Raw genomic sequence first — 23,532 nt, forward strand, 5'->3', positions numbered from 1 at the left:
AGGAGAGCAGGGTGAAGCAACTGGATATTGGGCGACTCTTACTGCTGGCGGCCATTTGGGGCGCCAGCTTTTTATTTATGCGTGTGGCCACGCCGGTTTTCGGCTCGCTGAATACCGCATTTCTGCGCGTGCTGTTCGGCTGCCTTGGCCTGCTGGCCCTGCTGCTGGTACTGCGCGTCAGGATAAATTTTAGCGGTAAAGCGCTGCCGGCGATGCTGCTGGGAGTGATCAATTCAGCGGTGCCCTTTGTCATGTACTGCCTGGCGGCCAAGTGGCTGCCGGCGGGTTACTCGGCGATCCTGAATGCCACCACGCCACTGATGGGCGTGCTGATTGGTGGGCTGCTGTTCTCTGAAACTTTCACCGTGCGCAAAGTGCTGGGCGTGTTTATCGGGCTGTTGGGGATTGTGCTGCTGACGACCACCGGCAGCCTGGCGCTGTCGCATCTGGTGCTCATGGGCATTGCCGCCTGCCTGGTGGCTACCGCCTGCTATGCGATGGCCGGGTTTCTGACGAAAAAGTGGATTGGCGACCGCGGCGGAATGGATGCCAAACTGGTGGCGCTCGGCAGCCAGATCGGTGCAACGCTGTTTATGCTGCCGGTGTTTATCGGCTCGGTGGCGACCCAGCCGCCAGTGCAGTGGAACCACCCTGGCGTCTGGCTGTGCGTGCTGGCGCTCGGTCTGGTGTGTACCGCCTGGGCTTATATTCTGTTCTTCCGCCTGATTGCCGATATTGGCCCGCTGCGCACCCTGACGGTCACCTTCCTGATCCCGCCGTTTGGCGTACTGTGGGGCTATCTTTTCCTCGGTGAAACCCTCTCGGAAGGCTTTATCGCCGGGGCGCTGGTGATTATCGTCGCGGTGTGGCTGGTGACCGGCGGTGCAAAACCCAAGGCGCAGGTCACCGCATTTACTGAAGGGCTAAAGCGGGAGTGAAAGGGTATGTTGACTGAGTTTCTCAGTCACAGGGGAGTAAAAGCTGGTCTCTCGGCGGCGACTCCCGGCCTGCCCAGGAGGGGAAAATGGCAAATAGCGTTAATGACCTGCGATCCGCGCTGGCGCTGCTGGCGCAGACGCCGGGTGAGCTGGTCAGCACCGATACTGAAGTGAACCCGCACGCCGAGCTTTCCGGCGTCTATCGCTATGTCGGGGCAGGCGGCACCACGCTGCGCCCTACGCGCGCGGGGCCGGCAATGTTATTTAACAAAGTCAGAGGTTTTGACGATTTTCGCGTCGTCACCGGAGTGCTGGCATCACGCCGCCGCGTCGGGCAACTGCTCGGCTGCGAGCCTGCGCGGCTCGGGCATTTATTGATTAATTCGGTGAACAACCCGATCCCGCCAGTGCTGACCAAAGCCACCGACATCCCCTGCCAGCAGGTGATACATCTCGCCAGCGATAAGGGTTTTGATATCCGCACGCTGCTGCCTGCGCCCACTAATACTGAAGAGGACGCCGGCCCCTACTTTACCATGGGGTTGTGCTACGCCAGCGACCCGCAAACCGGCGAATCGGACATCACCATTCACCGCCTGTGTATACAGGGGCGCGATGAACTGTCGATCTATTTTGTTCCCGGCCGTCATATTGATGCGTTTCGCCAGAAGGCCGAAGCCGCCGGGAAAGCCCTGCCGATCACCATCAGCATCGGCGTCGATCCGGCGATTTATATCGGTGCCTGCTTCGAACCGCCAACCACACCGCTCGGCTTCGACGAGTTATGCGTGGCCGGCGCGCTGCGCGGGCAAGCGGTTGAGCTGGCGCAGGCGGTGTCGGTGGATGCGCGGGCGATTGCCCATGCTGAGGTGGTGATTGAGGGCGAGCTGCTCCCCACTGTGCGCGTGCGCGAGGACCAGAACACGAATACGGGTAAGGCGATGCCGGAGTTTCCGGGCTATACCGGCGCGGCCAACGCCTCCCTGCCGCTGATCAAGGTGAAAGCGGTTACCCATCGCCGCCACCCCATCCTGCAGCACACCCTCGGTTGCAGCGAAGAGCATGTCAATATGGCGGGTATCCCAACCGAGGCGAGCATACTCGGCATGGTGGAGCGGGCGATGCCGGGGCGTTTGCTGAACGTGTTTGCCCACTCATCCGGCGGCGGGAAATTCCTCGCGGTGATGCAGTTTAAAAAAGCCGGACCGATGGATGAGGGGCGACAGCGGCAGGCGGCGCTGCTGGCATTCTCCGCCTTCCCCGAGCTGAAGCACGTGATGATGGTGGATGAGGACGTGGATATTTTCGACAGCAACGACGTGCTATGGGCGATGCAGACCCGCTATCAGGGCGATGTCGATACCCTGTTTATCCCCGGCGTGCGCTGCCACCCGCTGGACCCGTCGCAGGTGCCGGAATTCAGCCCGTCGATCGGCGCGAAGGGTATTTCCTGCAAAACCATTTTCGACTGTACCGTGCCCTATGCGCTGAAAGATCGCTTCCAGCGCTGCCAGTTTCAGGAAGTCGACGTTAAGCGGTTTCTGCCAGATTTTGAATAAGCCGCAGGTCGGGCATGCCCGCCCCCCTGGCTGGCTTGTCCAACGGCCAGCATCGCCAGCCGTTTCGTCTCATCATCAATGCGGAAAGGGAGGGTGCGCATGTGTCAAATCCTGGTGGTGTCGTTGGTGTTGTCATTGCGCCTGAACTCCCTGTTGCAGTCAGATTAAAATTCGTACTGATCCTGCGCATTTTTATACTTTTTTTACACCTCTCCCCCCTATTTTTACATCAACTTTGCACGCCGCTCGCAACAATAGCTGCAACCTGAAACGCCTCTGGAGGTGTGTTGTGAGCGTTGCCGTAATAAGCGGAATTGTGCTGGTCTTTATGCTGTTGGCGTACCTGGTGTATGCCCTGATCAATGCGGAGGCGTTCTGATGGCTGCCCCTGCATTCTTACTGATTGCCAGCTATCTGGCGCTGCTGATGCTGCTGGCCCGCCCGCTGGGCAAAGGGCTGGCGCGGCTGGTGGAGGATCGCCCGTTAGCGGGCCTTGGCGCGTTTGAACGTGTGCTATGGCGCGTCAGCGGGGTGCGCCCGGCGGGCATGAACTGGCAGCGCTACCTTGTGGCTATCCTGCTGTTTAACGCCTGCGGCCTGCTGCTGCTGTTTATCCTGCTGATGAACCAGGCGTCGCTGCCGCTTAACCCGCAGCAGCTGCCCAACCTCAGCTGGCATCTGGCGCTGAATACCGCCGTTAGCTTTGTCACGAATACCAACTGGCAGGCTTACGCCGGGGAGAGCACCCTGAGCTATTTCAGCCAGATGGTTGGACTGACGGTGCAGAACTTCCTCTCTGCCGCCACCGGGATCGCCGTGGCCTTTGCGCTGATGCGCGGCTTCGTTAACCGTGCAGTGGGCGACCTCGGTAACGCCTGGCGCGATATCACGCGCATCACGCTCTACGTGCTGCTGCCGCTGTCGCTGCTGATGGCGCTGTTCCTCGTCAGCCAGGGCGTGCTGCAAAACACCGACGGCTACCTGAGCCTGACCACGCTGGAAGGGGTCAAGCAGACGCTGCCGATGGGGCCGGTGGCCTCGCAGGAAGCGATCAAGATGATCGGTACCAACGGCGGCGGTTTCTTTAACGCCAACTCCGCGCACCCGTTTGAAAACCCGACCGTGTATAGCAACTTTGTGCAGATGCTGGCGATCTTCCTGATCCCGGCCGCGCTGTGCTTTGCCTTTGGCGACGTGCTGCGCGATCGCCGTCAGGGGCACACGCTGCTGTGGGCAATGTCGCTGATGTTCCTGGGGGCGGTGGTGGTGGTGATGTGGGCCGAGCTAAATGGCAACCCGCATTTCCTCACGCTTGGCGCCGATAGCGCCATCAATATGGAAGGTAAAGAGACGCGCTTCGGCATTCTCAACTCCAGCCTGTTTGCAGTGATCACCACCGCGGCCTCGTGCGGGGCGGTGAACGCCATGCATGACTCGTTTACCGCGCTTGGCGGCATGGTACCGATGTGGCTGATGCAGATTGGTGAGGTGGTATTCGGCGGCGTCGGGGCCGGGCTGTACGGCATGCTGCTGTTTGTGCTGCTGGCGGTGTTTATCGCCGGGCTGATGATCGGTCGCTCACCGGAGTACCTCGGGAAAAAAATCGACGTCTGGGAGATGAAAATGACCGCCCTGGCGATCCTCGTCACGCCTTGCCTGGTGCTGCTCGGCACCGCGCTGGCAATGATGACCGAGGCCGGGCGCAGCGGCATGGCGAACCCAGGCACCCACGGCTTCTCCGAGGTGCTGTACGCGGTGTCGTCAGCGGCGAACAACAACGGCAGCGCCTTTGCGGGCCTGAGTGCCAACACCCCGTTCTGGAACCTGCTGCTGGCGTTCTGCATGCTGGTTGGCCGCTTCGGCATCATCATTCCGGTGCTGGCGATTGCGGGTTCCCTCGCGCTGAAAAAGGTTCAGCCCGCAGGTCAGGGCACGCTGCCAACGCACGGCGTGCTGTTTATTGCCCTGCTGATTGGCACTGTGCTGTTGGTTGGTGCGCTGACCTTTATCCCGGCGCTGGCCTTAGGGCCGGTGGCGGAACACCTGAGTTAACGTGGGGGTCGGGCATGCCCGACCCGCTAGCGACCATTGGGCGAGGCATGCCGCGCCCCTGGTTATTGTCGTAAGGACGGAATGAGTCATGAGTCGTAATCAACAGGCACTGTTTGACGGCGCGCTGCTGCGCACTGCACTGGTCGATGCGCTGAAAAAGCTCGACCCGCGCACCCAGTGGCGCAACCCGGTGATGTTTGTGGTGTGGCTGGGCAGCGTGATGACCACGCTGCTGGCGATCGCCATTGCCAGCGGCAAAACCCCCGGCGAGACCGGTTTTACCAGCGCGATTGCCGTCTGGCTGTGGTTTACCGTGCTGTTTGCCAACTTCGCCGAAGCGCTGGCGGAAGGGCGCAGCAAGGCGCAGGCCAACAGCCTGAAGGGCGTGACCAAAACCATTATGGCCAAGAAGCTGGCGGAGGCGAAATATGGCGCCAGCCATCAGCCGGTGGCAGCGGAATCCCTGCGCAAAGGCGACTGGCTGCTGGTGGAAGCGGGCGATACTATCCCCTGCGACGGCGAAGTGCTGGAGGGGGGCGCATCGGTGGATGAGAGCGCCATCACCGGCGAATCTGCCCCGGTGATCCGCGAGTCCGGCGGCGACTTCTCTTCGGTGACCGGCGGCACGCGCGTGCTCTCCGACTGGCTGGTTATCCAGTGCAGCGCCAACCCGGGCGAAACCTTCCTCGACCGCATGATCGCGATGGTGGAAGGGGCTACGCGGCGCAAAACCCCCAACGAGATCGCGCTGACCATTCTGCTGGTGGCGCTGACTATCGTCTTCCTGCTGGCGACCGCCACGCTCTATCCGTTCTCCGCCTGGGGCGGCAGCGCGGTGAGCGTCACGGTACTGGTGGCGCTGCTGGTCTGCCTGATCCCCACCACCATCGGCGGGCTGCTGTCGGCGATTGGCGTGGCGGGCATGAGCCGCATGCTGGGGGCCAACGTGATTGCCACCAGTGGGCGCGCGGTGGAAGCGGCGGGCGATGTCGACGTGCTGATGCTGGACAAAACCGGCACCATCACCCTCGGCAACCGCCAGGCCACGCAGTTCCTGCCCGCGGCGGGAGTCAGTGAAGAACGGCTGGCCGATGCGGCACAGCTGGCCTCGCTGGCGGATGAAACCCCGGAAGGGCGCAGCATCGTGGTGCTGGCGAAGCAGAAATTTAACCTGCGCGAACGCGACCTCGCCAGCATGGACGCCACCTTTATTCCATTCTCGGCGCAGACGCGCATGAGCGGCGTCAACGTGCAGCAGCGGGCGATCCGCAAAGGGGCGGTGGACGCAGTGCGCCGCCATATTGACAGCAACGGCGGCCAGTTCCCGCCGGAAGTGAACGGCCTGGTGGAGCAGGTCGCGCGCGCGGGCGGTACGCCGCTGGTGGTGTGCGACGGGCCGACCGTGCTGGGCGTGGTCGAGCTGAAGGACATCGTGAAAGGCGGCATTAAAGAGCGCTTCGCCGAGCTGCGCAAAATGGGCATCAAAACCGTGATGATCACCGGGGACAACCCGCTGACCGCCGCCGCGATCGCCGCTGAAGCCGGGGTGGATGACTTCCTCTCGGAAGCGACCCCGGAAGCTAAGCTGGCGCTGATCCGCCAGTATCAGGCCGAAGGGCGTCTGGTCGCGATGACCGGCGATGGCACCAACGATGCCCCGGCGCTGGCGCAGGCCGACGTGGCGGTGGCGATGAACTCGGGTACCCAGGCGGCGAAAGAGGCGGGCAACATGGTCGATCTCGACTCTAACCCGACCAAGCTGCTGGAGGTGGTGCACATCGGCAAACAGATGCTGATGACGCGCGGCTCGCTGACCACCTTCAGTATCGCCAACGACGTGGCGAAATACTTTGCGATTATCCCGGCCGCCTTCGCCGCGACCTATCCGCAGCTGGACAGGCTGAACGTGATGCAGCTGCACTCGCCCAATTCAGCCATTCTCTCGGCGGTGATCTTTAACGCGCTGGTGATTGTGTTTCTCATCCCGCTGGCACTGAAGGGCGTGAGCTATCGCCCGCTGAGTGCCGCCGCGCTGCTGCGCCGCAACCTGTGGCTGTACGGCGTGGGCGGGCTGCTGGTGCCGTTTGTTGGCATCAAACTAATTGATATGCTGTTGACCGTCACCGGCCTGGCATAAGGAGAATAATGATGAGTCAGTTACGTCCCGCACTGTTTTTACTGATCCTGCTTACGCTGGTCACCGGGCTGCTCTATCCTCTGTTAACCACTGGCCTTGCGCAGTGGTGGTTTCCGCAGCAGGCTAACGGCTCGCTGCTGCGCGAACAGGGCACCGTTCGCGGCTCGGCGCTGATCGGCCAGAACTTTACCCGCGCCGACTATTTTCACGGGCGCCCTTCAGCGGCGGGTGATGCGCCGTATAATGCGCTGGCCTCTTCCGGCAGCAATCTGGCGGGCAGCAACCCGGCACTGGACCAGGCGGTGGCACAGCGGGTTATGGCACTGCGCACGGAAAATCCACAGGGCGGGCAACAGGTGCCGGTCGACCTGGTGACCGCCAGCGGCAGCGGGCTGGACCCGCAGATTTCGCCGCAGGCGGCGGCGTTTCAGGCGGCTCGCGTGGCCTCGGCGCGCCATCTGCCCATTGAGGAAGTGCAGCGCCTGATCGCCGATAACACCGTCACGCCGCGCCCGGCGTTTCTCGGCGAGCCGGGGGTCAATGTGCTGGCACTGAATATGGCGCTGGATGAATTACAGCGATAAATAACATCGGGTCGGACATGTCCGACCCCCTACGCCGATCTGGTGGGGTGAGGCATGCCTCGCCCGAGGTTTTATACCTTAAGGAAACCAATGAACGACGAACTCCAGCGGCCTGACCCGGATGCGCTGCTGCGCCAGACGGCTCACAGCGGGCGCGGCAAGCTGAAAATCTACTTTGGCGCCTGCGCCGGGGTGGGGAAAACCTTCGCGATGTTGCAGGAGGCACGGCGCCTGCGCGCGCAGGGGCTGGAGGTGCTGGTCGGCGTGGTGGAGACCCACAACCGCGCCGAAACGGCGGAGCTGCTCGACGGCCTGACGCTGCTGCCGCGCCGCGCCACCGGCCAGCATCGCCACCCGGAGTTCGACCTTGATACTGCCCTGGCCCGTCATCCGGCGGTGATCCTGATGGATGAGCTGGCGCACAGTAACGCCCGTGGCTCGCGCCATCCCAAACGCTGGCAGGATATTGAGGAGCTGCTGGATGCCGGCATCGACGTGATGACCACCGTCAACGTGCAGCATCTGGAAAGCCTTAACGACGTGGTCGGCGGCGTGACCGGCGTACGCGTGCGCGAAACCGTGCCGGATCCCTTTTTCGATGCCGCCGATGAAGTCGTGCTGGTGGACCTGCCGCCGGACGACCTGCGCCAGCGGCTGAAAGAGGGCAAGGTTTATATCGGCGAAGGGGCTGAACGCGCCATCGAAAACTTCTTCCGCAAGGGCAACCTGATCGCCCTGCGCGAACTGGCCCTGCGCCGTACTGCCGACCGCGTCGACGACCAGATGCGTGCCTGGCGTGACACCCAGGGGCGCGAGAAAGTGTGGCACACGCGCGATGCTATTCTGCTGTGCATCGGCGACAACAGCGGCAGCGAAAAGCTGGTGCGCAGCGCGGCGCGGCTGGCGGCGCGGCTCGATAGCGCCTGGCACGCGGTGTATGTCGAAACCCCGCGGCTGTATCGCCTGTCCGAAGCGCGGCGGCGCGGCATTCTGCGCACCCTGCAGCTGGCGGCCGATCTCGGCGCGGAGACGGCAACGCTTTCCGATCCGAGCGAAGCCAGTGCGGTGCTGCGCTATGCCCGCCAGCACAACCTCGGCAAAATCATTATTGGCCGCCGCCCGACCAGGCGCTGGTGGCGTGAGCGTTTTGCCGACCGGCTCGGTGAACTTGGGCCGGACCTCGATATTCTGATTGTCGCGCTGGATGACCCGCCGCCAGAAGCCGCCAGCCCGCTGGCCCCGCGCAGCAGTGAACACAAATGGCAGGCTCAGCTGCGCGGCTGTGCGGCGGCGCTGCTGCTGTGTACCCTGGTGACCGTGGCCGGGCGCTGGCTGCTGCCCGCCGTCGATTCAGTCAACCTGGTGATGGTCTATCTGCTGGCGGTAGTGATTGTCGCGCTACGCTACGGGCGCTGGCCGTCGGTGGTGGCCACGCTGCTGAATATCGTCGCCTTCGATCTGGTGTTTGTTGCGCCGACCGGCACCATGGCGGTCTCCGACGTGCAGTATCTGGTGACCTTCGGCGTGATGCTGGCGGTGGGGATGATCGTCGGTAATCTCACCGCCGGGGTGCGCTATCAGGCGCGGGTGGCGCGCTATCGCGAACAGCGGGCGCACCACCTGTATGAGATGGCGAAATCCCTGAGCCGGGCGCTGAGCCAGCGCGATATTGCCGCTACGCTCCAGCACAGCGTTGAAAGCACCCTGCAGGCCAGCTGCGAGCTCTATCTGCCGGATGAAAACGGCGAGCTGGTGGCCGTGGGTGAAACCCATCTCAGCGCGGTGCCGGACCGTGCCATTGCGCGCTGGAGCTTCGATAAGGGCCAGCCCGCGGGCGCGGGCACCGATACGCTGCCCGGCGTGCCGTGGCAGATGCTGCCGCTAAAAAGCGGTAGCGAGACGCTTGGGCTGCTGATCCTCGAACCGCGCAACCTGCGCCAGCTGATGATCCCTGAACAGCAGCGGCTGGTAGAGACCTTTACCGTGCTGATCGCCAACGCGCTGGAGCGCATGAACCTGAGCCAGCGCGAAGCGGTATCACGGCTGGCCGCCGAGCGCGAGCAGCTGCGTAACGCGCTGCTGTCGGCGCTCTCCCACGATCTGCGCACTCCGCTGACGGTGCTGTTCGGCCAGGCGGAAATCCTGACCCTCGATCTCGCCGCCGAGAATTCACCGTATGCTCCGCAGGCCAGCGCGATGCGCGAGCAGACGCTGAACACCGTGCGGCTGGTGAATAACCTGCTGGATATGGCGCGTCTGCAGTCCGGCGGCTTCAACCTGAAGCGCGAATGGATGGCGCTGGATGAGCTGATCGGCAGCACGCTGCGCCAGATGGCCCCGTCGCTGGCCGGGCGCGAGGTGCAGCTCGATCTGCCGGGCGAGCTGCTGCTGATTGACGTTGACGGCCCGCTGATGGAGCGGGTGCTGACCAATCTGCTGGAGAACGCCCTCAAGTACGCCGGGCAGGCCGAGATCGGTATCCGCGCCCGCGCCGCCGAACGGCAGCTCCAGCTGGAAGTGTGGGATCGCGGACCGGGCATTACGGGCGGGCAGGAGCAGCTGATTTTTGAGAAGTTTTCGCGCGGCAATAAAGAGTCGGCGGTGCCGGGCGTCGGGCTGGGGCTGGCAATCTGCCAGGCGATTGTCACCCTCCACGGCGGCGAGATTCACGTTGAGAACCACCCGCAGGGCGGTGCGCGTTTTATCATCCACCTGCCGCTGACGCCGCCGCCGGTGATTGCGGATTATGCCGAATAATGCAGCGTACACGCTGACTGAATAGTTAAAAAAAGTGAATGCTTATTAATTTTTGATGAAAACTATGTTTTTTCAACTTGTTGTTTTATTGGATGTTTATTGATTAGTGCGATTGAAATGGCAATGGAAGTGCCTTTTTTTAGTTAATAAATCTGCATGTTTTGGTTGTGCCTGCTTAACCAACATGTTTTACTATTTCTGAAATTTGCACAAAGTTATTAAATAAACGCATAAGCTAATTCAAGGAGTTGTAAAATCATGGAGCCGATTTTAATTTTTTCCTTCCTGCCAGATTATTAATAATTACTCGATTTAATCTTCCGCTGAAATTATCATTTAGTCAATCAAGGACGAGTCATGTCATTATCTTGTATCGACCATGCTGTATCTTCATATATTGAACCGCTGTTATCATCAATAGATGATAATTATAAAAATTCAGAGGGTAAATTAGTTGTTTATCTTGAGGCTGGGCATTTCAATACAGGATTCGGGGTGGACGATTTCTGTCTCAATTCATTAAAAGATGCAGTCCATATCGGTTCAATACTCATCAAGAAATACAATAAAAATATTAAATTAGTTTATGGCATTCTGGCAGATGATTTAGGCCTTTCGTGCGCAGACGAACAATGTACTATCACACCTGTTATCAGCCAGCAGAGTGTGGCCTCGCTGCCGGAAGAGCTGGAAGCTTTTATTGGGGCCAGTAAGTTAATAAAGCGCGATAAGCTTATGATTTTCTCGGAACGCACCAGTAAAAACCGTGCCATTGATACCATAAAAAAATCCATTAAAAATGGATGTGATGGATTAATGCTGACAGAAAATGGCAATTATGATGAGATTAAAGTACGTGCACCTGATGACAGCGAGTTCCTGCTTGCCAAAAGGCAAGGGAGTACCTTTATCGCTAAGTGCCCGGCAATTATCTCCCAGCATTACAAGGACGTGTTATTAAAATTAAGACAACGTTTTTTTGAATGCGATCATTTTCTCATTGTTGATTGGTCCGATCTCGCAGACAGAAATAAAATTTCACAAGGAAAGATTGCGCTGCAAGTTCTGCAGGGTGGATTAAGTAGGGAGAAAGTTACTGTTGATATCACAAATGTATTCTTTGGTGATGATGAGGGTGAAATCTGCCGTATCGATGGTCAAAAGGGTCCGCTGTTATGATTTACCTTGATAATAACGCGACAACAGCCCCGGCTGCGGCAGTCAGAGAGACGGTTTTTTATTGCATGGAGGAATATTATGCAAACTCCGCCTCTCTCAATCATTTTGAGGGCATCAAGGCCAATACTTACCTTGAAGAGTGTCGCGCAGTCGTTGCAAAGATGATTGAAGCCGCACCCGAAAACCTGTTCTTTAATTCCGGGGCGACCGAAGCCAACAATATGGTGATCAAATCCGTCGCTGACTCTTTTTCCCAGCGGGGGAAAGTACACATCATTACCAGCGCCATTGAGCATAAGTGCCTGCTTAAATCCTGCGAGTATCTGGAAAAGCGGGGGTGCGAAGTGACCTATTTACCCGTCGACTTCCAGGGCGTTATCAGGATTGATCGGCTAATTGCTGCCATCCGGCCAGAAACCCGTTTGATCAGTATCATGGCAGCAAACAATGAAACGGGTGCGTTGCAACCGCTGCGAGAGATTGGAGAGATTGCCAGACAGCACGGTATTTTGTTTCACACTGATGCTGCGCAGTTTGTTGGAAAACTGCCTTTTTCCGTACGAGAATATCAGCCTGATTTTGTCAGCTTCTCAGCACATAAGTTTTACGGACCCAAAGGGATCGGTGCACTCTATTGTTCAAAGCCTGAACTCCTCCTCGGTTCGCCACTCATTCATGGCGGCGGTCAAGAGTGGGGCGTGCGTAGCGGAACTGTTAATTTGCCGGGTGTGGCGGGAATGGCTAAAGCCGCAGAGTTATTTATCTCCAACCATGTTGCAGTCCTTGCCCGACACCGTAACATGAAGCAGAAAGCAATCGAGCAACTGCTGTCGCAATTTCCTGACGCCAGCATTAACGGTTGTCGCGACAAAAGCCTGCCCAATACGATTAATTTTTCCCTGCCCGGCATCAAAGCCAGCACCTTATTGAAAAAGCTTAAGATGAAGGTGGCATTAAGCAGTGCTTCTGCCTGCCATTCAGCAGAACAGAAATTCAGTCACGTTTTGAGCGCTATGGGATTAAGCGAAATGTCCCTGGAGTCTGCTATTCGCTTGAGCTTTAGCAACACGACAAATGCTGATGAGCTTGGCCACGCACTTGAGCTAATAACCAGTACTGCTCACCGCTTGAGGGGCACATCATGAACAGATTATCAATGCGCAAACGCTGGGTGGCTGAGCTGTTGTTGGTATGCGTAGCGGCTGGGTGGGGAATTGGTTTTCCGGTAATGAAGCAGGCCGTGGATATGCATCCGGTACTGATGGTGCTGGGATTACGTTTTCTGCTTTCTGCTCTGGTGATGTTGCCGTTGAGTGCCAGAAACCTGGTCGCCATTGGGCGCCGGACATTGGCTGCTGGCGTAGCGCTGGGCTTGCTGCTGGGTGCCGCTTTTGTCTTTCTGATCCTCGGATTGCAAATGACCACGGCATCGAATACCGGTTTTCTCGCCGGGCTGGCCGTCATTTGGGTGCTATTACTTTCCGGACCGCTGGCGGGAAAATTACCCTCTATCGACGCTATTCTGGCAACGCTGTTTGGCGTGGCAGGATTATTTTTGATGTCAGATATTCACGGCTGGCAGTTGCAGTGGGGAGATTCTCTGGTCGTGATTGGTTCGGTGTTTACCGCGTTGCATATCCTTGCACTGGATAAATTAAGTGCCCGACACGACAACACGGCACTCACTTTTTTACAAATAGCCACCATGGCGCTGGTCATTATGTTTATTCAGCATATCAGGGGCGGACAGTGGTTCCCGCAGGTGTGGGATAGCACGCTGGTGATTGCCCTGATAGTGACGGCTCTATTTTCTACCGTCATCGCTTTCTGGGTGCAGACACATTATCAACGCTATACCACGCCAACACGTGCCGTACTGATTTATAACCTCGAACCCGTCTTTTCGGCGCTTTTTGCCGTCTGGCTGCTGCGTGAGAACTTGTCTGGAAATGTGCTACTGGGTGGAGGACTTATCCTGCTGGGGATGTGCCTTCCAGGTCTGATCGCGATGGTAACAGGCCGCCATCGTAAGGGGCAGGAAACGCCATCAGCGTTATAAGGATGCCGGGGATGGGTAGGGGCGAGGCATGCCTCGCCCGATTTACGCTAACCGTGCCGCAATAAACGCCGCCGCTTTCTGCGCGCCCTGCGCGGAAATGGTGTGGCCGACGCCGGGTTCAAACTGGCTGTCGACCGCGACGCCATGAGCCCGCAGGCGCTGGGCGGCCGATTCGCTCTCCTGCACCGGGATCACCCCGTCGGCCATACCGTGGATCACCAGCACCGGCGTGCTCAGCGCGGGGCTAAACGGCTCAGGCGAGGAGAGGCGGCCAGAAAAGGCTACCAGCCCAGCGACCGGCCAGCGCCCGGAGACCAGCGCATCGAGCGCCATAATCGACCCCTGCGAGAAGCCAACCAGCACCACGTTATGCAGCCGATCGCCCATCTGATGCTGGTCGAGTATCGCCTGCAAAGTCTGGTCAAACGCTTCACGCGCGGCAGCGACCCGCGCCGGACGATTCTGCGGTGTAATGCCGTCGAGGCTGAACCACTGCCAGCCCGCACCGTGCGGAAAATGAAACGGCGCATTGGGGCTGGCGAAGCTGACGTCGGGCAAGGCTGCTGACCAGTGGTCGCCCAGGCCTGCCAGATCGTCGCCGCTGCTGCCAACGCCGTGGAGTAAAATGACTAATTTGTCGGCCATTTGCGGCCTCCTGTAAACGTTAAAAACCGTAAGCCTGCATATCCGGCCCGGCGGGAACAATACCGTTCGGGTTCAGGGCTTTAATCGAATAATAGCCGTGTTTGATATGGTCAATATTCACCGTGTCGCGCACGCCGGGCAGGGCCAGCATGCGCTGTAAATAGCCGTCCAGCGCCGGATAGCTGCGCAGCTGGCGCTGATTACACTTAAACAAACCGTGGTAGGCCACGTCAAAACGGATCAGCGTGACGAACAGGCGGATATCCGCTTCGGTCAGCGCGCTGCCGAGCAGATAAGGGCCGCCGTGCTGCAGGCGTGATTCGAGTTCGTCGAGCATGCCGAACACGTCGTGATACGCCTCAAGGTAACTCTCCTGAGTCGTCGCGAACCCGGCGCGATAAACTCCGTTGTTCAGGCGCGGGTAGATTTCGGCGTTCAGCAGGTCTATCTCGCTGCGCAGTGCAGCAGGATAAAGGTCAATACTGCCCGTTGCCAGCGCACCAAAGCCGCTGTTAAACATGCGCACGATATCTGCCGATTCATTGCTGACGATGGTGGCGGTTTTCTTGTCCCACAGCACCGGCACGGTGGCGCGCCCGGTAAAGCTGTCGTCGGCGCGGGTATAGAGCTGGTGCAGATAGTCGGCGTGATTTAGCGTGTCGCGATCGGCGCCGGGGAAGTCGCCAAAGTGCCAGCCTTCATCAGTCAGCTGCGGTTCAACCACCGACACGCTGACGACCGCTTCCAGCCCCTTTAACCTGCGGGCTATCAGCGTGCGCGACGCCCACGGGCAGATGAGCGCAACGTACAGATGATAGCGATCCGGCTCGGCGGCAAACGCCGTGCTGCCGGCCGCGCTGACCCAGTGGCGGAAGCTTGAAGTCTGGCGCACAAAGCCGCCTTTCTCATCAGTGGCCTGCACCGGGTGCCATTCCACCGTCCATTTACCGTTTACCAGCATGTTTTGTTCCTCATTAGTTGTTGAGGAACACTCTACACGCATTCCGTTATGCCGATTATCCCGTCAAAATTGCAAATATTCCTTCCGATATGGAAGGAATCACCAGTCCCGATCCCACGTCGGCTGCCCGGCGTAACGGCTGACCAGAAAGTCGATCAGCGCCCGTACTTTATGGGCAAGGTGGCGGGCGGGCGGATAGACAGCATACAGGCCGAGTGGCGGGATTTCGCTGGCGGGCAGCAGCGGCAGCAGGGTGCCTGCGCTCAGGGCCGGGCCGGCGATAAAGGTCGGTAGCCTGGCAATGCCCAGCCCGCTAACGGCCGCCGTCAGGCAGGCTTCGGCGTTGGAGAAGTACAGGCGACCGCTGACCGCCACCGTCGCGCCGCCGCTGCCAAATGGCCAGTTGTGCGGATCGCGAAAGTTGGTGTCGATAATGCAGTGATGATTGCTTAACTGCTGAGGGTCGTCCGGCGTGCCGTGCTGCTGCAGATAGGCTGGGCTGGCGGCGATAACCACGCGCATATCACACAGGCGGCGGGCTATCAGGCTGCTGTCGCTCAGCCTGCCGATGCGCAGCGCCACGTCAAAGCCTTCATCGACGATATTCACCACCCGGTCGGAGAAGCTGACGTCCAGTTCGATATCGGCGAACTCCTGCGCAAAGGCAACAAGCTGCGGAGCAAGCTGGCTGGCACCGAAGGTGATCGGCGCACTGAGCTTGATGCGGCCCGAGGGTTTGCCCGCCGCGTGGCGCACCGAGGCGTCGAGCGCATCCCACTCGTCGAGCAGGTTTTTCACCTGGGAATAATACGCCTGGCCGACTTCGGTCGGTGACAGTGCGCGCGTGCTGCGCTTCAGCAGCTGCACCCCCAGCTCGCTCTCCAGGCGTGAAACCAGTTTTGATGCCTGTCCGCTGCTGGTGCCCAGGCGGGCGGCGGCCCTGGCAAAGCTGCCCAGCTCCAGTACCGCGACAAACATCCGATCGCATTCCAGACGTTCCATGTTTTACCCCATTAAATAAAAACGGGTCGGGCATGCCCGACCCCTACACGATGCCACATATCCCGTAGGGGCGAGGCATGCCTCGCCCGGGTTAATGGCGATGCTTAAGCCAGCCGCGCACCGCTTTGTGCATCAAACAGATGAATTTTATCGGGGTTGATGGCGAGATGCGGGGAGTCGCCCGGCTGCAAATCGACGCGGCCATTGAGCTGGACGTGCAGCGGAAAACCCTGCCAGTCAACGTGCAGCAGGCTGGCTTCACCGGTGACTTCCAGCACTTTAAGGCGTGCAGGATACGGAGAATCGGCGGCCAGCGCAAAATCGTGAGCGCGTAGCCCGACGATCACCGGCTGAGCGCCCTGACGTTCCGCGGCCGCGTGCCAGCGCTGCGGCAGCGCAAACCACAGCCCGTTGCAGTGTACGCCGGGCTGGCCGCCACGCGTTTCCAGCTCGCCGGGCAGCAGGTTCATCGGCGGCGAACCGATAAAGCGCGCGACAAAGGTGTTTACCGGGCGGTCGTAAATCTCCAGCGGTTTACCCTGCTGCACAATCACGCCGTCGCGCATCACCACGATCTGGTCTGCCAGCGTCATCGCCTCGACCTGATCGTGGGTGACGTAGACCATGGTGGTTTTAAAGCGCTGATGCAGCGATTTAATTTCGGCGCGCAGCTCCATACGCAGCTGGGCATCCAGATTCGACAGCGGTTCATCGAACAGAAACACCTGCGGATTACGCACCATCGCCCGCCCCATCGCCACGCGCTGACGCTGGCCGCCGGAGAGCGCACGCGGGTAGCGGTTCAGCAGCTTGTCGATACCGAGAATGCCAGCGATGCGCGCGATGCGGCTCTGCTGCTCGTCGCGTTTTACCCGTTTGACCTGCATATGAAACGCCAGGTTCTCGGCCACCGTCAGATGCGGATAGAGCGCGTAGCTCTGAAACACCATCGCAATGTCGCGATCCGCCGGATCGAGATCGTTGATCTGACGGTTATCCAGCAGGATCGCGCCGTCAGACAGCGTGTCCAGCCCGGCCAGCAGGCGCAGCAGCGTCGATTTCCCACAGCCGGAGGGACCAACCAGCACGGTAAAGCTGCCGTCTTCGATGGTCAGATCGAGCGGCTGTAATACGGTCTGTTTGCCGTAATGTTTGGCGACTTTCACCAGTTCAACGCGTGCCATAGTCTGTTCCCGTCATGATAATTGTGCCACCTTGCCCCTGTACGTGTTGTTTGGCCCTGTACGGGTCGGGCATGCCCGACCCCTACGCAACCGGTGTCTGTCGTTAACCTTTAGTACGGGTCGGGCATGCCCGACCCCTACGCAACCGGGTGTCTGTCGTTAACCTTTAGTACGGGTCGGGCATGCCCGACCCCTGCGCAACCGGGTGTCTGTCGTTAACCTTTACTGCCGCCGCTGGCCAGGCCGCCGACCAGGCTTTTTTGCAGCCAGATAGCGATCAGCAGCGGCGGCAGCGAGGCGAGAATACCGACGGCAGCGATCAGTCCGTCATCGGTGGCGCGCCCGGCGGTAAATCCGGCGATGGTCACCGGCAGCGTCTGCGCGCTGATATTGCTGGTGAACAGCAGCGCATAGAAAAACTCATCCCACGCCAGCAGCCAGCCGAACAGCGCCGAGGCGCCCAGCACCGGCTTCGCCAGCGGCAGCGTAATGCGCAGCAGCACTTGCCAAAAGCGCAGCCCGTCGAGGCGCGCCGCCTGTTCGATATCACGCGGCAGCGCATCAAACTGGTTTTTTAGCATCCAGGTGAGGAACGGCAGGATCAGCGAGCAGTAAACCAGCACCAGCCCGAGGTGGGTGTTCAGCAGGCCGAGCTGTTGCAGCACGAAGTAGAGCGGCAGGACGAAGGCGACCGGCGGCACCATGTAAATCGCCAGCGACGCCATCAGCCAGCCGTCGCGCCCCGGGTAGCGCGAGAAGCTGAACGCCGCCGGGATCGCCAGCAGCAGTGAAATCAGCGTGGCAAAACAGGCCACCAGCAGGCTGTTGCCGAGCGCATGCAGGAACAGTTCGCCGGGCTGCCCCGGCTGCAGCGACAGCAGCGCGGCGTAGCGGCTGAAGTCCCACTGGCGCGGCAGCCACGCCAGCGGAATGCGCGCCAGGTCACTGTTGGAACTGACGCTCATCAGAAACAGCCACAGCATTGGCCCGAGGATCGACACCCCCAGCAGCACGGCGGCGGCATACAGCCCAATACGGCGCAGTTTACGTTTCATCGGCGAAGCTCCTGCGGCGCTGGCGATAAAGCAGCGCCATGTAAATGGCGATCAGTACGCTGCACATCAGGGTCATCAGAATGGCGTAAGCCGCGCCGCTGCCCGCGCGCAGGTAGCTGAACGACTCCTGATAGACATAGAAGCTGAGGGTTTTGGTGCTGTCGACCGGGCCGCCGCGCGTCATCACATAGATAATGTCGAAGATTTTAAACGCGTCGATGGTGCGCAGGATCAGCGCCACGCTCAGCGCGCCGACGATGGCCGGAAAAGTGATGGCACGAAAACGCCGCCACGCGGAAGCGCCGTCAAGCCGCGCCGCTTCATACAGGTCCCCGGGGATCGACTGCATGGAGGCCAGCACCAGCAGCGTCACCAGCGGGTAGTTTTTCCATACGTCCGCCAGCATCACCGCATTCAGCGCCGAATCCGGCGAACCCAGCCAGCTGCGGTAGCTGTCGATAATATGCAGCTGGGTCAGCAGGGCATTGATACTGCCGTAATCCGGGTTGAAGTTGAGCCGCCACATCATGGCGTTGACGATGGTAGGCAGCGCCCACGGCAGGATCACCAGCACGCGCAGCACGCTGCGACCGCGGAATTTTTGATTAAGCAGCAGCGCCACCAGCACGCCGATAATGCCCTCCAGCGCCACTGACAGCACGGTGAAGTAGAGCGTGCGGCCGATAGACGCCAGAAAATCCGGGTCGGTGAGAGCGTAGAGGTAGTTGTCCAGCCCGACATAACCGGTCTGGCCGCCGCTGCCAATCAGCTCAGCATCGGTAAAGCTGAGCCAGATAGTGCGCAGCAGCGGCCAGGCGGTCAGCAGGCCCATGACGATCAGCATGGGTGCCAGCAGCACCCACGCCTGACGTTGCTCACGGTGTTGCAGACTGAGCATCAAGACCTCTTAATGTAGACGTGACGCGCTTTTGGTAACGGCATCCATCGCCGACTGCGGCGTCTGCTGGCCCTGTAATACCTGCTGCAGCTGCTGTTGCAGGCCGTTAGACAGGCGTGAATAGTCCGCGGTAATCGGGCGCATCAGCATCACATCAAGGGATTTTTTCGCCGCGGCAATCAGCGGCTCCTGGCCTTTCTGCACCGCCGGGTCGTCGTATGAAGACTTCCAGATAGGCAGGCTGAGTTTGGCGTATTTATCCTGCACCGGCTGCGAGGTCAGGTAGCGCACAAACGCCAGCGCCTCACCCTGATGCGCGCTGGCCTGCGTCACGCCCAGCCCCATCGAGCCGTTCATCGCTGCCACCTTGCCCGGCATTTCCGATGGCGCCGGAACGATCCCGACCTCGCCCGCGACTTTGCTCTGCTTCGCATCGTTGGCCATGTTGTACATATAGGTCCAGTTCAGCGCGAAAGCGGCATCGCCGTTGGAGAACACTTTGCGCACGTCCTCTTCCAGATATTCACGTGAGTTCGGGTTCGTCACGCCTTTATCCAGCGACTCTTTCATAAAGGTGACGGCTTTCACCGAGCCGGGATCGCTGAAGTTGAGCTTGCCGTTCTGATAGAACTGGCCGCCGAATGCGGAAACCAGCGTGGTGTAGTCGCACACCAGCGCTTCGGCCTGCGACCAGCTCCACACCAGCGGATATTTGACGATGCCTTTGTCCTGCAGGATTTTCGACTGCTCCATCACCTGCGCCCAGCTGGTGGGCGGGTTGGCAATCCCGGCCTTAGCCAGCATCGCTTTGTTATAGAACAGGTATTTGGTATCGAGGATCCACGGCATGCCCCACAGTTTTTTATCCCAGCTTACCGTGCTCCAGGCCCCGTCAAACACTTTGCCTTTTTCGTCGGCGCTGACCGTGCTGGTGATATCTTTCAGCAGGCCAAATTTGGCAAATTCAGCGGGCCACATATCGTCGAACAGCACCACGTCATAGCCGTTACTGCCCGCCCCGCGTGCCGCGATGATTTTATCGTGCAGGGCTTCATACGGCACAAATTCGAGGTTAACGCTGACGTCAGGGTGGGCTTTTTCGAAATCACTGGTCATGGCACGCACGTCGCTTTCGCTGTAGGCGGCCTGGGACATAAAGAGGGCGTTGAGTTGCGTTTTTGCGAAGGCGCTGGAGGCGCTCAGAGCAAGCAGAGTCATGACATACACGGCAGAACGGCTATTCATTACTTACTCTCCATTTAACCTTGATAAGGAAGCGTCAGATATACGGTCTTATTCGCCTGGAACAATAAAATGGCTGAGCCGTAAAACGTCAGCGGCTCAGACATTTATTATTATCGTAAATAACTCAATTTAAATACTTAATTATCAGTGTGTCTTATAGGTCTTGCTTATTATGGTTGGCGGGTTCCCCTAAGTGTTGGCAGTATCGCCGCCCCGAGCGCGCCCGCCGCATCGCCCAGAGAAGATGGAATAATATGCTTGTTAACCGCATAACCACTGGCGCGCGCCAGCGCTTTCTCCATTCCTCCCTGAAAATGCGGAAACAGCGTGGCTGCGCTGCCGCTGAGCACCGTGACATCCGGGCCGTACAGCGCCAGCAGGGTATTTAACCCGCGGCCCACAATCTGACCGTACTGATACAGAATGCCGCTGACGCGCGCGTTCTCCGCGCACAGCGTGGCGATGCGCTCACTGAGGGTGGCGTCCCAGCGCAGATCGGGAAGTGCCGCCGTCAGTGCCTGCTGCAGCCAGCCGCGTGAGGCCAGCATTTCCCAGCAGCCCTGCAGGCCGCAATAGCAGACGACCGGGTGGTCCGATACCGGGATATGGCCGGCTTCCGGGTGGCTGCCGTCGACGTTGCGAAACGGCGTTCCGCCCTCCAGCATCGCCACGCCAATTCCGGTGCCGAGCGTCACCATTAACATGCGCCCGCTGCCCTGGCCGGCGCCGAGATGAAACTCGCCGAGTGCCGCCGCTACCGCATCGTTATCGATGGCGACCTGAACCGCGAGCAGCTCGCGCAGCTGGGCCACCAGCGGGAAGCCGGAGAAGCAGGCCAGCGTATCCTGATTTTCAATCACTTCAGTACGCATATTCACCGGGCCGCTGGCGCCAATGCCGAGGCTGGCGAGACGCTGGCCCGCCGGCACCAGCTGGCGCACCTTATCCGCCAGCGCCCCGGCACGTTGCCAGGCGGGCAGGGTGGCGAACCATGCGGTCGGGACGGTTTCTGACGCGATTTCACGCTGCCCGGCCAGCATAATAATGCGCGTACCGGTACCGCCGATATCAATGCCTGCTTTGAGGGAGGGGGCGTCAGAAGTTGTCATATTTTTACCGTTATTTTCTGGCCGTAGAGGAACTCACCCGGCACCCGACCATTGCCACGCGCCAGCGTGACGGTCAGATGCTGAACCCACAGCATGGCACAGAGTAAGCGCGGCAGCGGTTCAGCGGGAGTGGGCAGATGCACGCTGTCGGCATAGGCCACCGGACCGACGCTGGTCACCAGCGTGCCGTTCTGGCGCAGGTCAGCCGCCAGAGTATTCAGCGTGCTGTCGCTGCCGTCACCAAACAGCAGGGCCAGCATACCGGCGCCCGAGGTTTCCATCGGGCCGTGGCGGAACTGCCCACCGATAAAGCCCTCTGCCGCCACTTTGGACGCTTCTTTGGTAATCAGTGCGCCGGTCAGCGCGGTTGCTGCATCGGCGCCGATGCCGACCATCGCCACGCGCGGGTTGTTGTCTTTCAGCAGAGCATCACTCAGCTGCTGCACCTTGTCACGCTGGCCGATAATGTGGGCGATAGCGGGCAAAACAGCCTGCACCGCTGCCAGCAGATCTTTTTCATCGCGCCCGGTCAGGGCGTACAGCACGCGGTAGCTGGCGACCAGCGTATTGAGATAACTTTTGGCGCTGACGGTGGCCTCCGGCCCACAGTGCAGCAGCACCTGCACATCGGCTTTTTGCGCCAGGGCGCTGGCGGCATCGTTGGTCACGCCAATCAGCGTTTTCGCTGCGCTGACGTTCTCCAGCAGCGCCACCACTTCACCGCTCATCCCCGACTGTGAGGTGACCCACAGCAGGCTGTCGGCGGTGACCAGCTGCGGCATATCCAGCAGCCGCCCGGCGTCAATGCGCCACACCGGGTAACCGCGCTCGATCAGTTCGCGCTCGATGGGGATCAGCGCATAATCCGAGGATCCCATGCCCGCCAGAACGATACGATCGTAGCTATTCAGATCCAGGCTGTTGAGCTGCGCAGGCAGCTGGCTGGCCAGCTGATCGCGCAGCGCATCAACCTGCTGCTCAATATCTTTTTCGTATTCGCTGAGCACTGTTGCTTCCATTGATACTCACTCCCCGTTAATGTTGCTGATGAATTAAACATAGCTGCACGAATTCGTGCAGTCAATGTGCATTTTTCGCGCAATTGCTTATTTTTTTGCCGTAAATTTGTCTGCTATACTGACATCTGCGCATTGTTCGTACAGTATGTGCATGAAAGCGTGCAATTATCGTAACGGGAAGGACACATGAGCGCGTCACAAAGACGATTACAGATTGTTGAGATGATCAGGGAAAAAGGTTATCTGAACGCCGCCGAGCTGTCGGAGCAGTTTGGCGTTGACAGCTCCACCATCCGCCGCGACCTCGCGCAGCTGGAGAAGACCGGCCAGGTGATGCGCACCCACGGCGGGCTGCTGCCGTCGATGGCGGTTGCGGAAAGCAATCTCGATACCCCGTGGAGCGTGCGTCACCAGATGAACAACCCGGCGAAGGTGGCGATAGCCCGCCATGCCGCCAGCCTGGTGCGCGACGGCCAGTCGCTGATTCTGGACAATGGCTCCAGCGTATACGAGCTGGCGCTGGCGCTGCGCGATAAACGCAACCTGACGGTAGTGACCAATGATGTGCTGACGGCGGTGGCGCTCAGTTCCTGCCCGGGCATCACCATTCACGTCGCCGGCGGCATGATGCTGAATAACGTCTATACGCTGATCGGCCAGGAGACGGTGGATAAGATCAACAGCCTGCACGTCGACTGGGCGTTCCTCGGCGCCGAAGGGGTGCATTTCGACAGTGGCGTGACCAATATCAACACCGTCGAAATCCCGGTGAAGAAGGCGATGATTCAGGCGGCGGAAAAGACCGTGGTGCTGGTCGACAGCAGCAAAATGGGCTATCGCGCGCTGGCGCACGTCTGCCCGCTGTCGGATATCGAGATGATTATTACCGAGGCCTCCCCGGCGCTGAAGCAGCGGGCGAAGTACGGCGAGCGTTTGGTGGTGGTGGCGTCGACAGAGGGCTGACCGAAAAAGAGGGTCAGCCCCTACAAAGGCGAGGTTGCCACGAATCGTAGGGGTCGACCATTTGGTCCGGTCAGCGCGTATTGATGCTGAAGTTGCCACGAACCGTGGGGGACGATTTTTTTTCCGGTCAACGCGTATTGATGCTGAAGTTGCCACGAATCGTAGGGGTCGACCATTTGTTCCGGT

General features: G+C 59.7%; 20 protein-coding genes. 11 read left to right on the forward strand and 9 right to left on the reverse strand.

The features are described from left to right. Positions 1-11 precede the first annotated feature (11 nt). The 10 genes from QLG07_RS22585 (at position 12) to QLG07_RS22630 (ending at position 13,265) form a co-directional block, all read left to right on the forward strand. On the forward strand, positions 12-938 hold the full coding sequence (locus QLG07_RS22585) for a DMT family transporter (RefSeq protein WP_282470196.1): 927 nt from the start codon (positions 12-14) through the stop codon (positions 936-938). Between the two features lie 86 nt (positions 939-1,024). Then, the gene (locus QLG07_RS22590; protein ID WP_282470197.1) at positions 1,025-2,497 is read left to right on the forward strand and encodes a UbiD family decarboxylase; all 1,473 of its coding nucleotides are present in this window, start codon (positions 1,025-1,027) and stop codon (positions 2,495-2,497) included. Positions 2,498-2,786: 289 nt separating this feature from the next. Further along, the gene (kdpF, locus tag QLG07_RS22595) at positions 2,787-2,876 is read left to right on the forward strand and encodes a K(+)-transporting ATPase subunit F (RefSeq protein ID WP_099754023.1); all 90 of its coding nucleotides are present in this window, start codon (positions 2,787-2,789) and stop codon (positions 2,874-2,876) included. Next, positions 2,876-4,549 carry a potassium-transporting ATPase subunit KdpA gene (kdpA, locus tag QLG07_RS22600; RefSeq protein ID WP_048917804.1) on the forward strand — a complete coding sequence of 558 codons (1,674 nt, stop codon included), beginning with the start codon at positions 2,876-2,878 and terminating at the stop codon, positions 4,547-4,549. Before kdpF ends, kdpA begins: the two co-directional genes overlap by 1 nt. Positions 4,550-4,637: 88 nt before the next feature. Beyond that, positions 4,638-6,686, forward strand: a complete 2,049-nt coding sequence (kdpB, locus tag QLG07_RS22605; RefSeq protein WP_282470198.1) for a potassium-transporting ATPase subunit KdpB — start codon at positions 4,638-4,640, stop codon at positions 6,684-6,686. A gap of 11 nt (positions 6,687-6,697) precedes the next feature. Continuing rightward, complete coding sequence (gene kdpC / locus QLG07_RS22610) at positions 6,698-7,270, forward strand: potassium-transporting ATPase subunit KdpC (protein ID WP_282470199.1); 573 nt, start codon at positions 6,698-6,700, stop codon at positions 7,268-7,270. Between the two features lie 90 nt (positions 7,271-7,360). Continuing rightward, positions 7,361-10,027 (forward strand): two-component system sensor histidine kinase KdpD, encoded by a 2,667-nt coding sequence (gene kdpD / locus QLG07_RS22615; protein ID WP_062818512.1) that lies wholly within the window; start codon positions 7,361-7,363, stop codon positions 10,025-10,027. A 357-nt stretch (positions 10,028-10,384) separates the two neighbouring features. Then, positions 10,385-11,206, forward strand: coding sequence for a hypothetical protein (locus QLG07_RS22620; RefSeq protein ID WP_133622456.1), 822 nt, complete (start codon positions 10,385-10,387; stop codon positions 11,204-11,206). Beyond that, on the forward strand, positions 11,203-12,351 hold the full coding sequence (locus QLG07_RS22625; protein ID WP_282470200.1) for a cysteine desulfurase family protein: 1,149 nt from the start codon (positions 11,203-11,205) through the stop codon (positions 12,349-12,351). The genes QLG07_RS22620 and QLG07_RS22625 overlap by 4 nt, the downstream gene beginning before the upstream one ends. A gap of 11 nt (positions 12,352-12,362) precedes the next feature. Continuing rightward, positions 12,363-13,265, forward strand: coding sequence for a DMT family transporter (locus QLG07_RS22630; RefSeq protein WP_282470201.1), 903 nt, complete (start codon positions 12,363-12,365; stop codon positions 13,263-13,265). Between the two features lie 42 nt (positions 13,266-13,307). Here QLG07_RS22630 and QLG07_RS22635 read toward each other — a convergent pair whose 3' ends face one another. The 9 genes from QLG07_RS22635 to QLG07_RS22675 all read right to left on the reverse strand — a co-directional run bounded on the left by QLG07_RS22635 (position 13,308) and on the right by QLG07_RS22675 (position 22,383). After that, on the reverse strand, positions 13,308-13,952 hold the full coding sequence (locus QLG07_RS22635; protein ID WP_282470208.1) for a dienelactone hydrolase family protein: 645 nt from the start codon (positions 13,950-13,952) through the stop codon (positions 13,308-13,310). After that, complete coding sequence (locus QLG07_RS22640) at positions 13,930-14,871, reverse strand: glutathione S-transferase C-terminal domain-containing protein (protein ID WP_282470202.1); 942 nt, start codon at positions 14,869-14,871, stop codon at positions 13,930-13,932. The genes QLG07_RS22635 and QLG07_RS22640 overlap by 23 nt, the downstream gene beginning before the upstream one ends. A gap of 99 nt (positions 14,872-14,970) precedes the next feature. Then, positions 14,971-15,873: a LysR family transcriptional regulator gene (locus QLG07_RS22645; RefSeq protein WP_133622459.1), complete on the reverse strand. Its 903-nt coding sequence runs from the start codon at positions 15,871-15,873 to the stop codon at positions 14,971-14,973. Positions 15,874-15,977: 104 nt separating this feature from the next. Further along, complete coding sequence (locus QLG07_RS22650; RefSeq protein ID WP_282470203.1) at positions 15,978-17,057, reverse strand: ABC transporter ATP-binding protein; 1,080 nt, start codon at positions 17,055-17,057, stop codon at positions 15,978-15,980. A gap of 215 nt (positions 17,058-17,272) precedes the next feature. Next, complete coding sequence (locus QLG07_RS22655) at positions 17,273-18,112, reverse strand: carbohydrate ABC transporter permease (protein ID WP_099753343.1); 840 nt, start codon at positions 18,110-18,112, stop codon at positions 17,273-17,275. Then, positions 18,102-19,010, reverse strand: a complete 909-nt coding sequence (locus tag QLG07_RS22660; protein ID WP_282470204.1) for a sugar ABC transporter permease — start codon at positions 19,008-19,010, stop codon at positions 18,102-18,104. The genes QLG07_RS22655 and QLG07_RS22660 overlap by 11 nt, the downstream gene beginning before the upstream one ends. Before the next feature lie 9 nt (positions 19,011-19,019). Then, entirely contained in the window at positions 19,020-20,255 is a 1,236-nt protein-coding gene (locus QLG07_RS22665) for an extracellular solute-binding protein (RefSeq protein ID WP_282470205.1), read from the reverse strand. 170 nt (positions 20,256-20,425) lie between these two features. Continuing rightward, entirely contained in the window at positions 20,426-21,364 is a 939-nt protein-coding gene (locus tag QLG07_RS22670; protein WP_282470206.1) for an ROK family protein, read from the reverse strand. Then, positions 21,361-22,383: an SIS domain-containing protein gene (locus tag QLG07_RS22675; protein WP_282470207.1), complete on the reverse strand. Its 1,023-nt coding sequence runs from the start codon at positions 22,381-22,383 to the stop codon at positions 21,361-21,363. The genes QLG07_RS22670 and QLG07_RS22675 overlap by 4 nt, the downstream gene beginning before the upstream one ends. A 186-nt stretch (positions 22,384-22,569) precedes the next feature. Between QLG07_RS22675 and QLG07_RS22680 the strand changes: the two genes are divergently transcribed. Next, positions 22,570-23,346 (forward strand): DeoR/GlpR family DNA-binding transcription regulator, encoded by a 777-nt coding sequence (locus QLG07_RS22680; protein WP_048918696.1) that lies wholly within the window; start codon positions 22,570-22,572, stop codon positions 23,344-23,346. Positions 23,347-23,532: the final 186 nt, after the last annotated feature.

It is taken from the genome of Erwinia sp. V90_4 (genome assembly GCF_029967685.1).
Taxonomy (GTDB): Bacteria; Pseudomonadota; Gammaproteobacteria; order Enterobacterales; family Enterobacteriaceae; genus Erwinia; species Erwinia aphidicola.

What these genes read in the sequence shown, in the direction of transcription:
- QLG07_RS22590 (WP_282470197.1), top strand. Translation starts at nt 1,025, where the DNA reads ATGGCAAATAGCGTTAATGACCTGCGATCCGCGCTGGCGCTGCTGGCG.
- kdpA (WP_048917804.1), top strand. Translation starts at nt 2,876, where the DNA reads ATGGCTGCCCCTGCATTCTTACTGATTGCCAGCTATCTGGCGCTGCTG.
- kdpB (WP_282470198.1), top strand. Translation starts at nt 4,638, where the DNA reads ATGAGTCGTAATCAACAGGCACTGTTTGACGGCGCGCTGCTGCGCACT.
- kdpC (WP_282470199.1), top strand. Translation starts at nt 6,698, where the DNA reads ATGAGTCAGTTACGTCCCGCACTGTTTTTACTGATCCTGCTTACGCTG.
- kdpD (WP_062818512.1), top strand. Translation starts at nt 7,361, where the DNA reads ATGAACGACGAACTCCAGCGGCCTGACCCGGATGCGCTGCTGCGCCAG.
- QLG07_RS22620 (WP_133622456.1), top strand. Translation starts at nt 10,385, where the DNA reads ATGTCATTATCTTGTATCGACCATGCTGTATCTTCATATATTGAACCG.
- QLG07_RS22625 (WP_282470200.1), top strand. Translation starts at nt 11,203, where the DNA reads ATGATTTACCTTGATAATAACGCGACAACAGCCCCGGCTGCGGCAGTC.
- QLG07_RS22630 (WP_282470201.1), top strand. Translation starts at nt 12,363, where the DNA reads ATGCGCAAACGCTGGGTGGCTGAGCTGTTGTTGGTATGCGTAGCGGCT.
- QLG07_RS22640 (WP_282470202.1), bottom strand. Translation starts at nt 14,871, where the DNA reads ATGCTGGTAAACGGTAAATGGACGGTGGAATGGCACCCGGTGCAGGCC.
- QLG07_RS22645 (WP_133622459.1), bottom strand. Translation starts at nt 15,873, where the DNA reads ATGGAACGTCTGGAATGCGATCGGATGTTTGTCGCGGTACTGGAGCTG.
- QLG07_RS22650 (WP_282470203.1), bottom strand. Translation starts at nt 17,057, where the DNA reads ATGGCACGCGTTGAACTGGTGAAAGTCGCCAAACATTACGGCAAACAG.
- QLG07_RS22655 (WP_099753343.1), bottom strand. Translation starts at nt 18,112, where the DNA reads ATGAAACGTAAACTGCGCCGTATTGGGCTGTATGCCGCCGCCGTGCTG.
- QLG07_RS22660 (WP_282470204.1), bottom strand. Translation starts at nt 19,010, where the DNA reads ATGCTCAGTCTGCAACACCGTGAGCAACGTCAGGCGTGGGTGCTGCTG.
- QLG07_RS22665 (WP_282470205.1), bottom strand. Translation starts at nt 20,255, where the DNA reads ATGAATAGCCGTTCTGCCGTGTATGTCATGACTCTGCTTGCTCTGAGC.
- QLG07_RS22670 (WP_282470206.1), bottom strand. Translation starts at nt 21,364, where the DNA reads ATGACAACTTCTGACGCCCCCTCCCTCAAAGCAGGCATTGATATCGGC.
- QLG07_RS22675 (WP_282470207.1), bottom strand. Translation starts at nt 22,383, where the DNA reads ATGGAAGCAACAGTGCTCAGCGAATACGAAAAAGATATTGAGCAGCAG.
- QLG07_RS22680 (WP_048918696.1), top strand. Translation starts at nt 22,570, where the DNA reads ATGAGCGCGTCACAAAGACGATTACAGATTGTTGAGATGATCAGGGAA.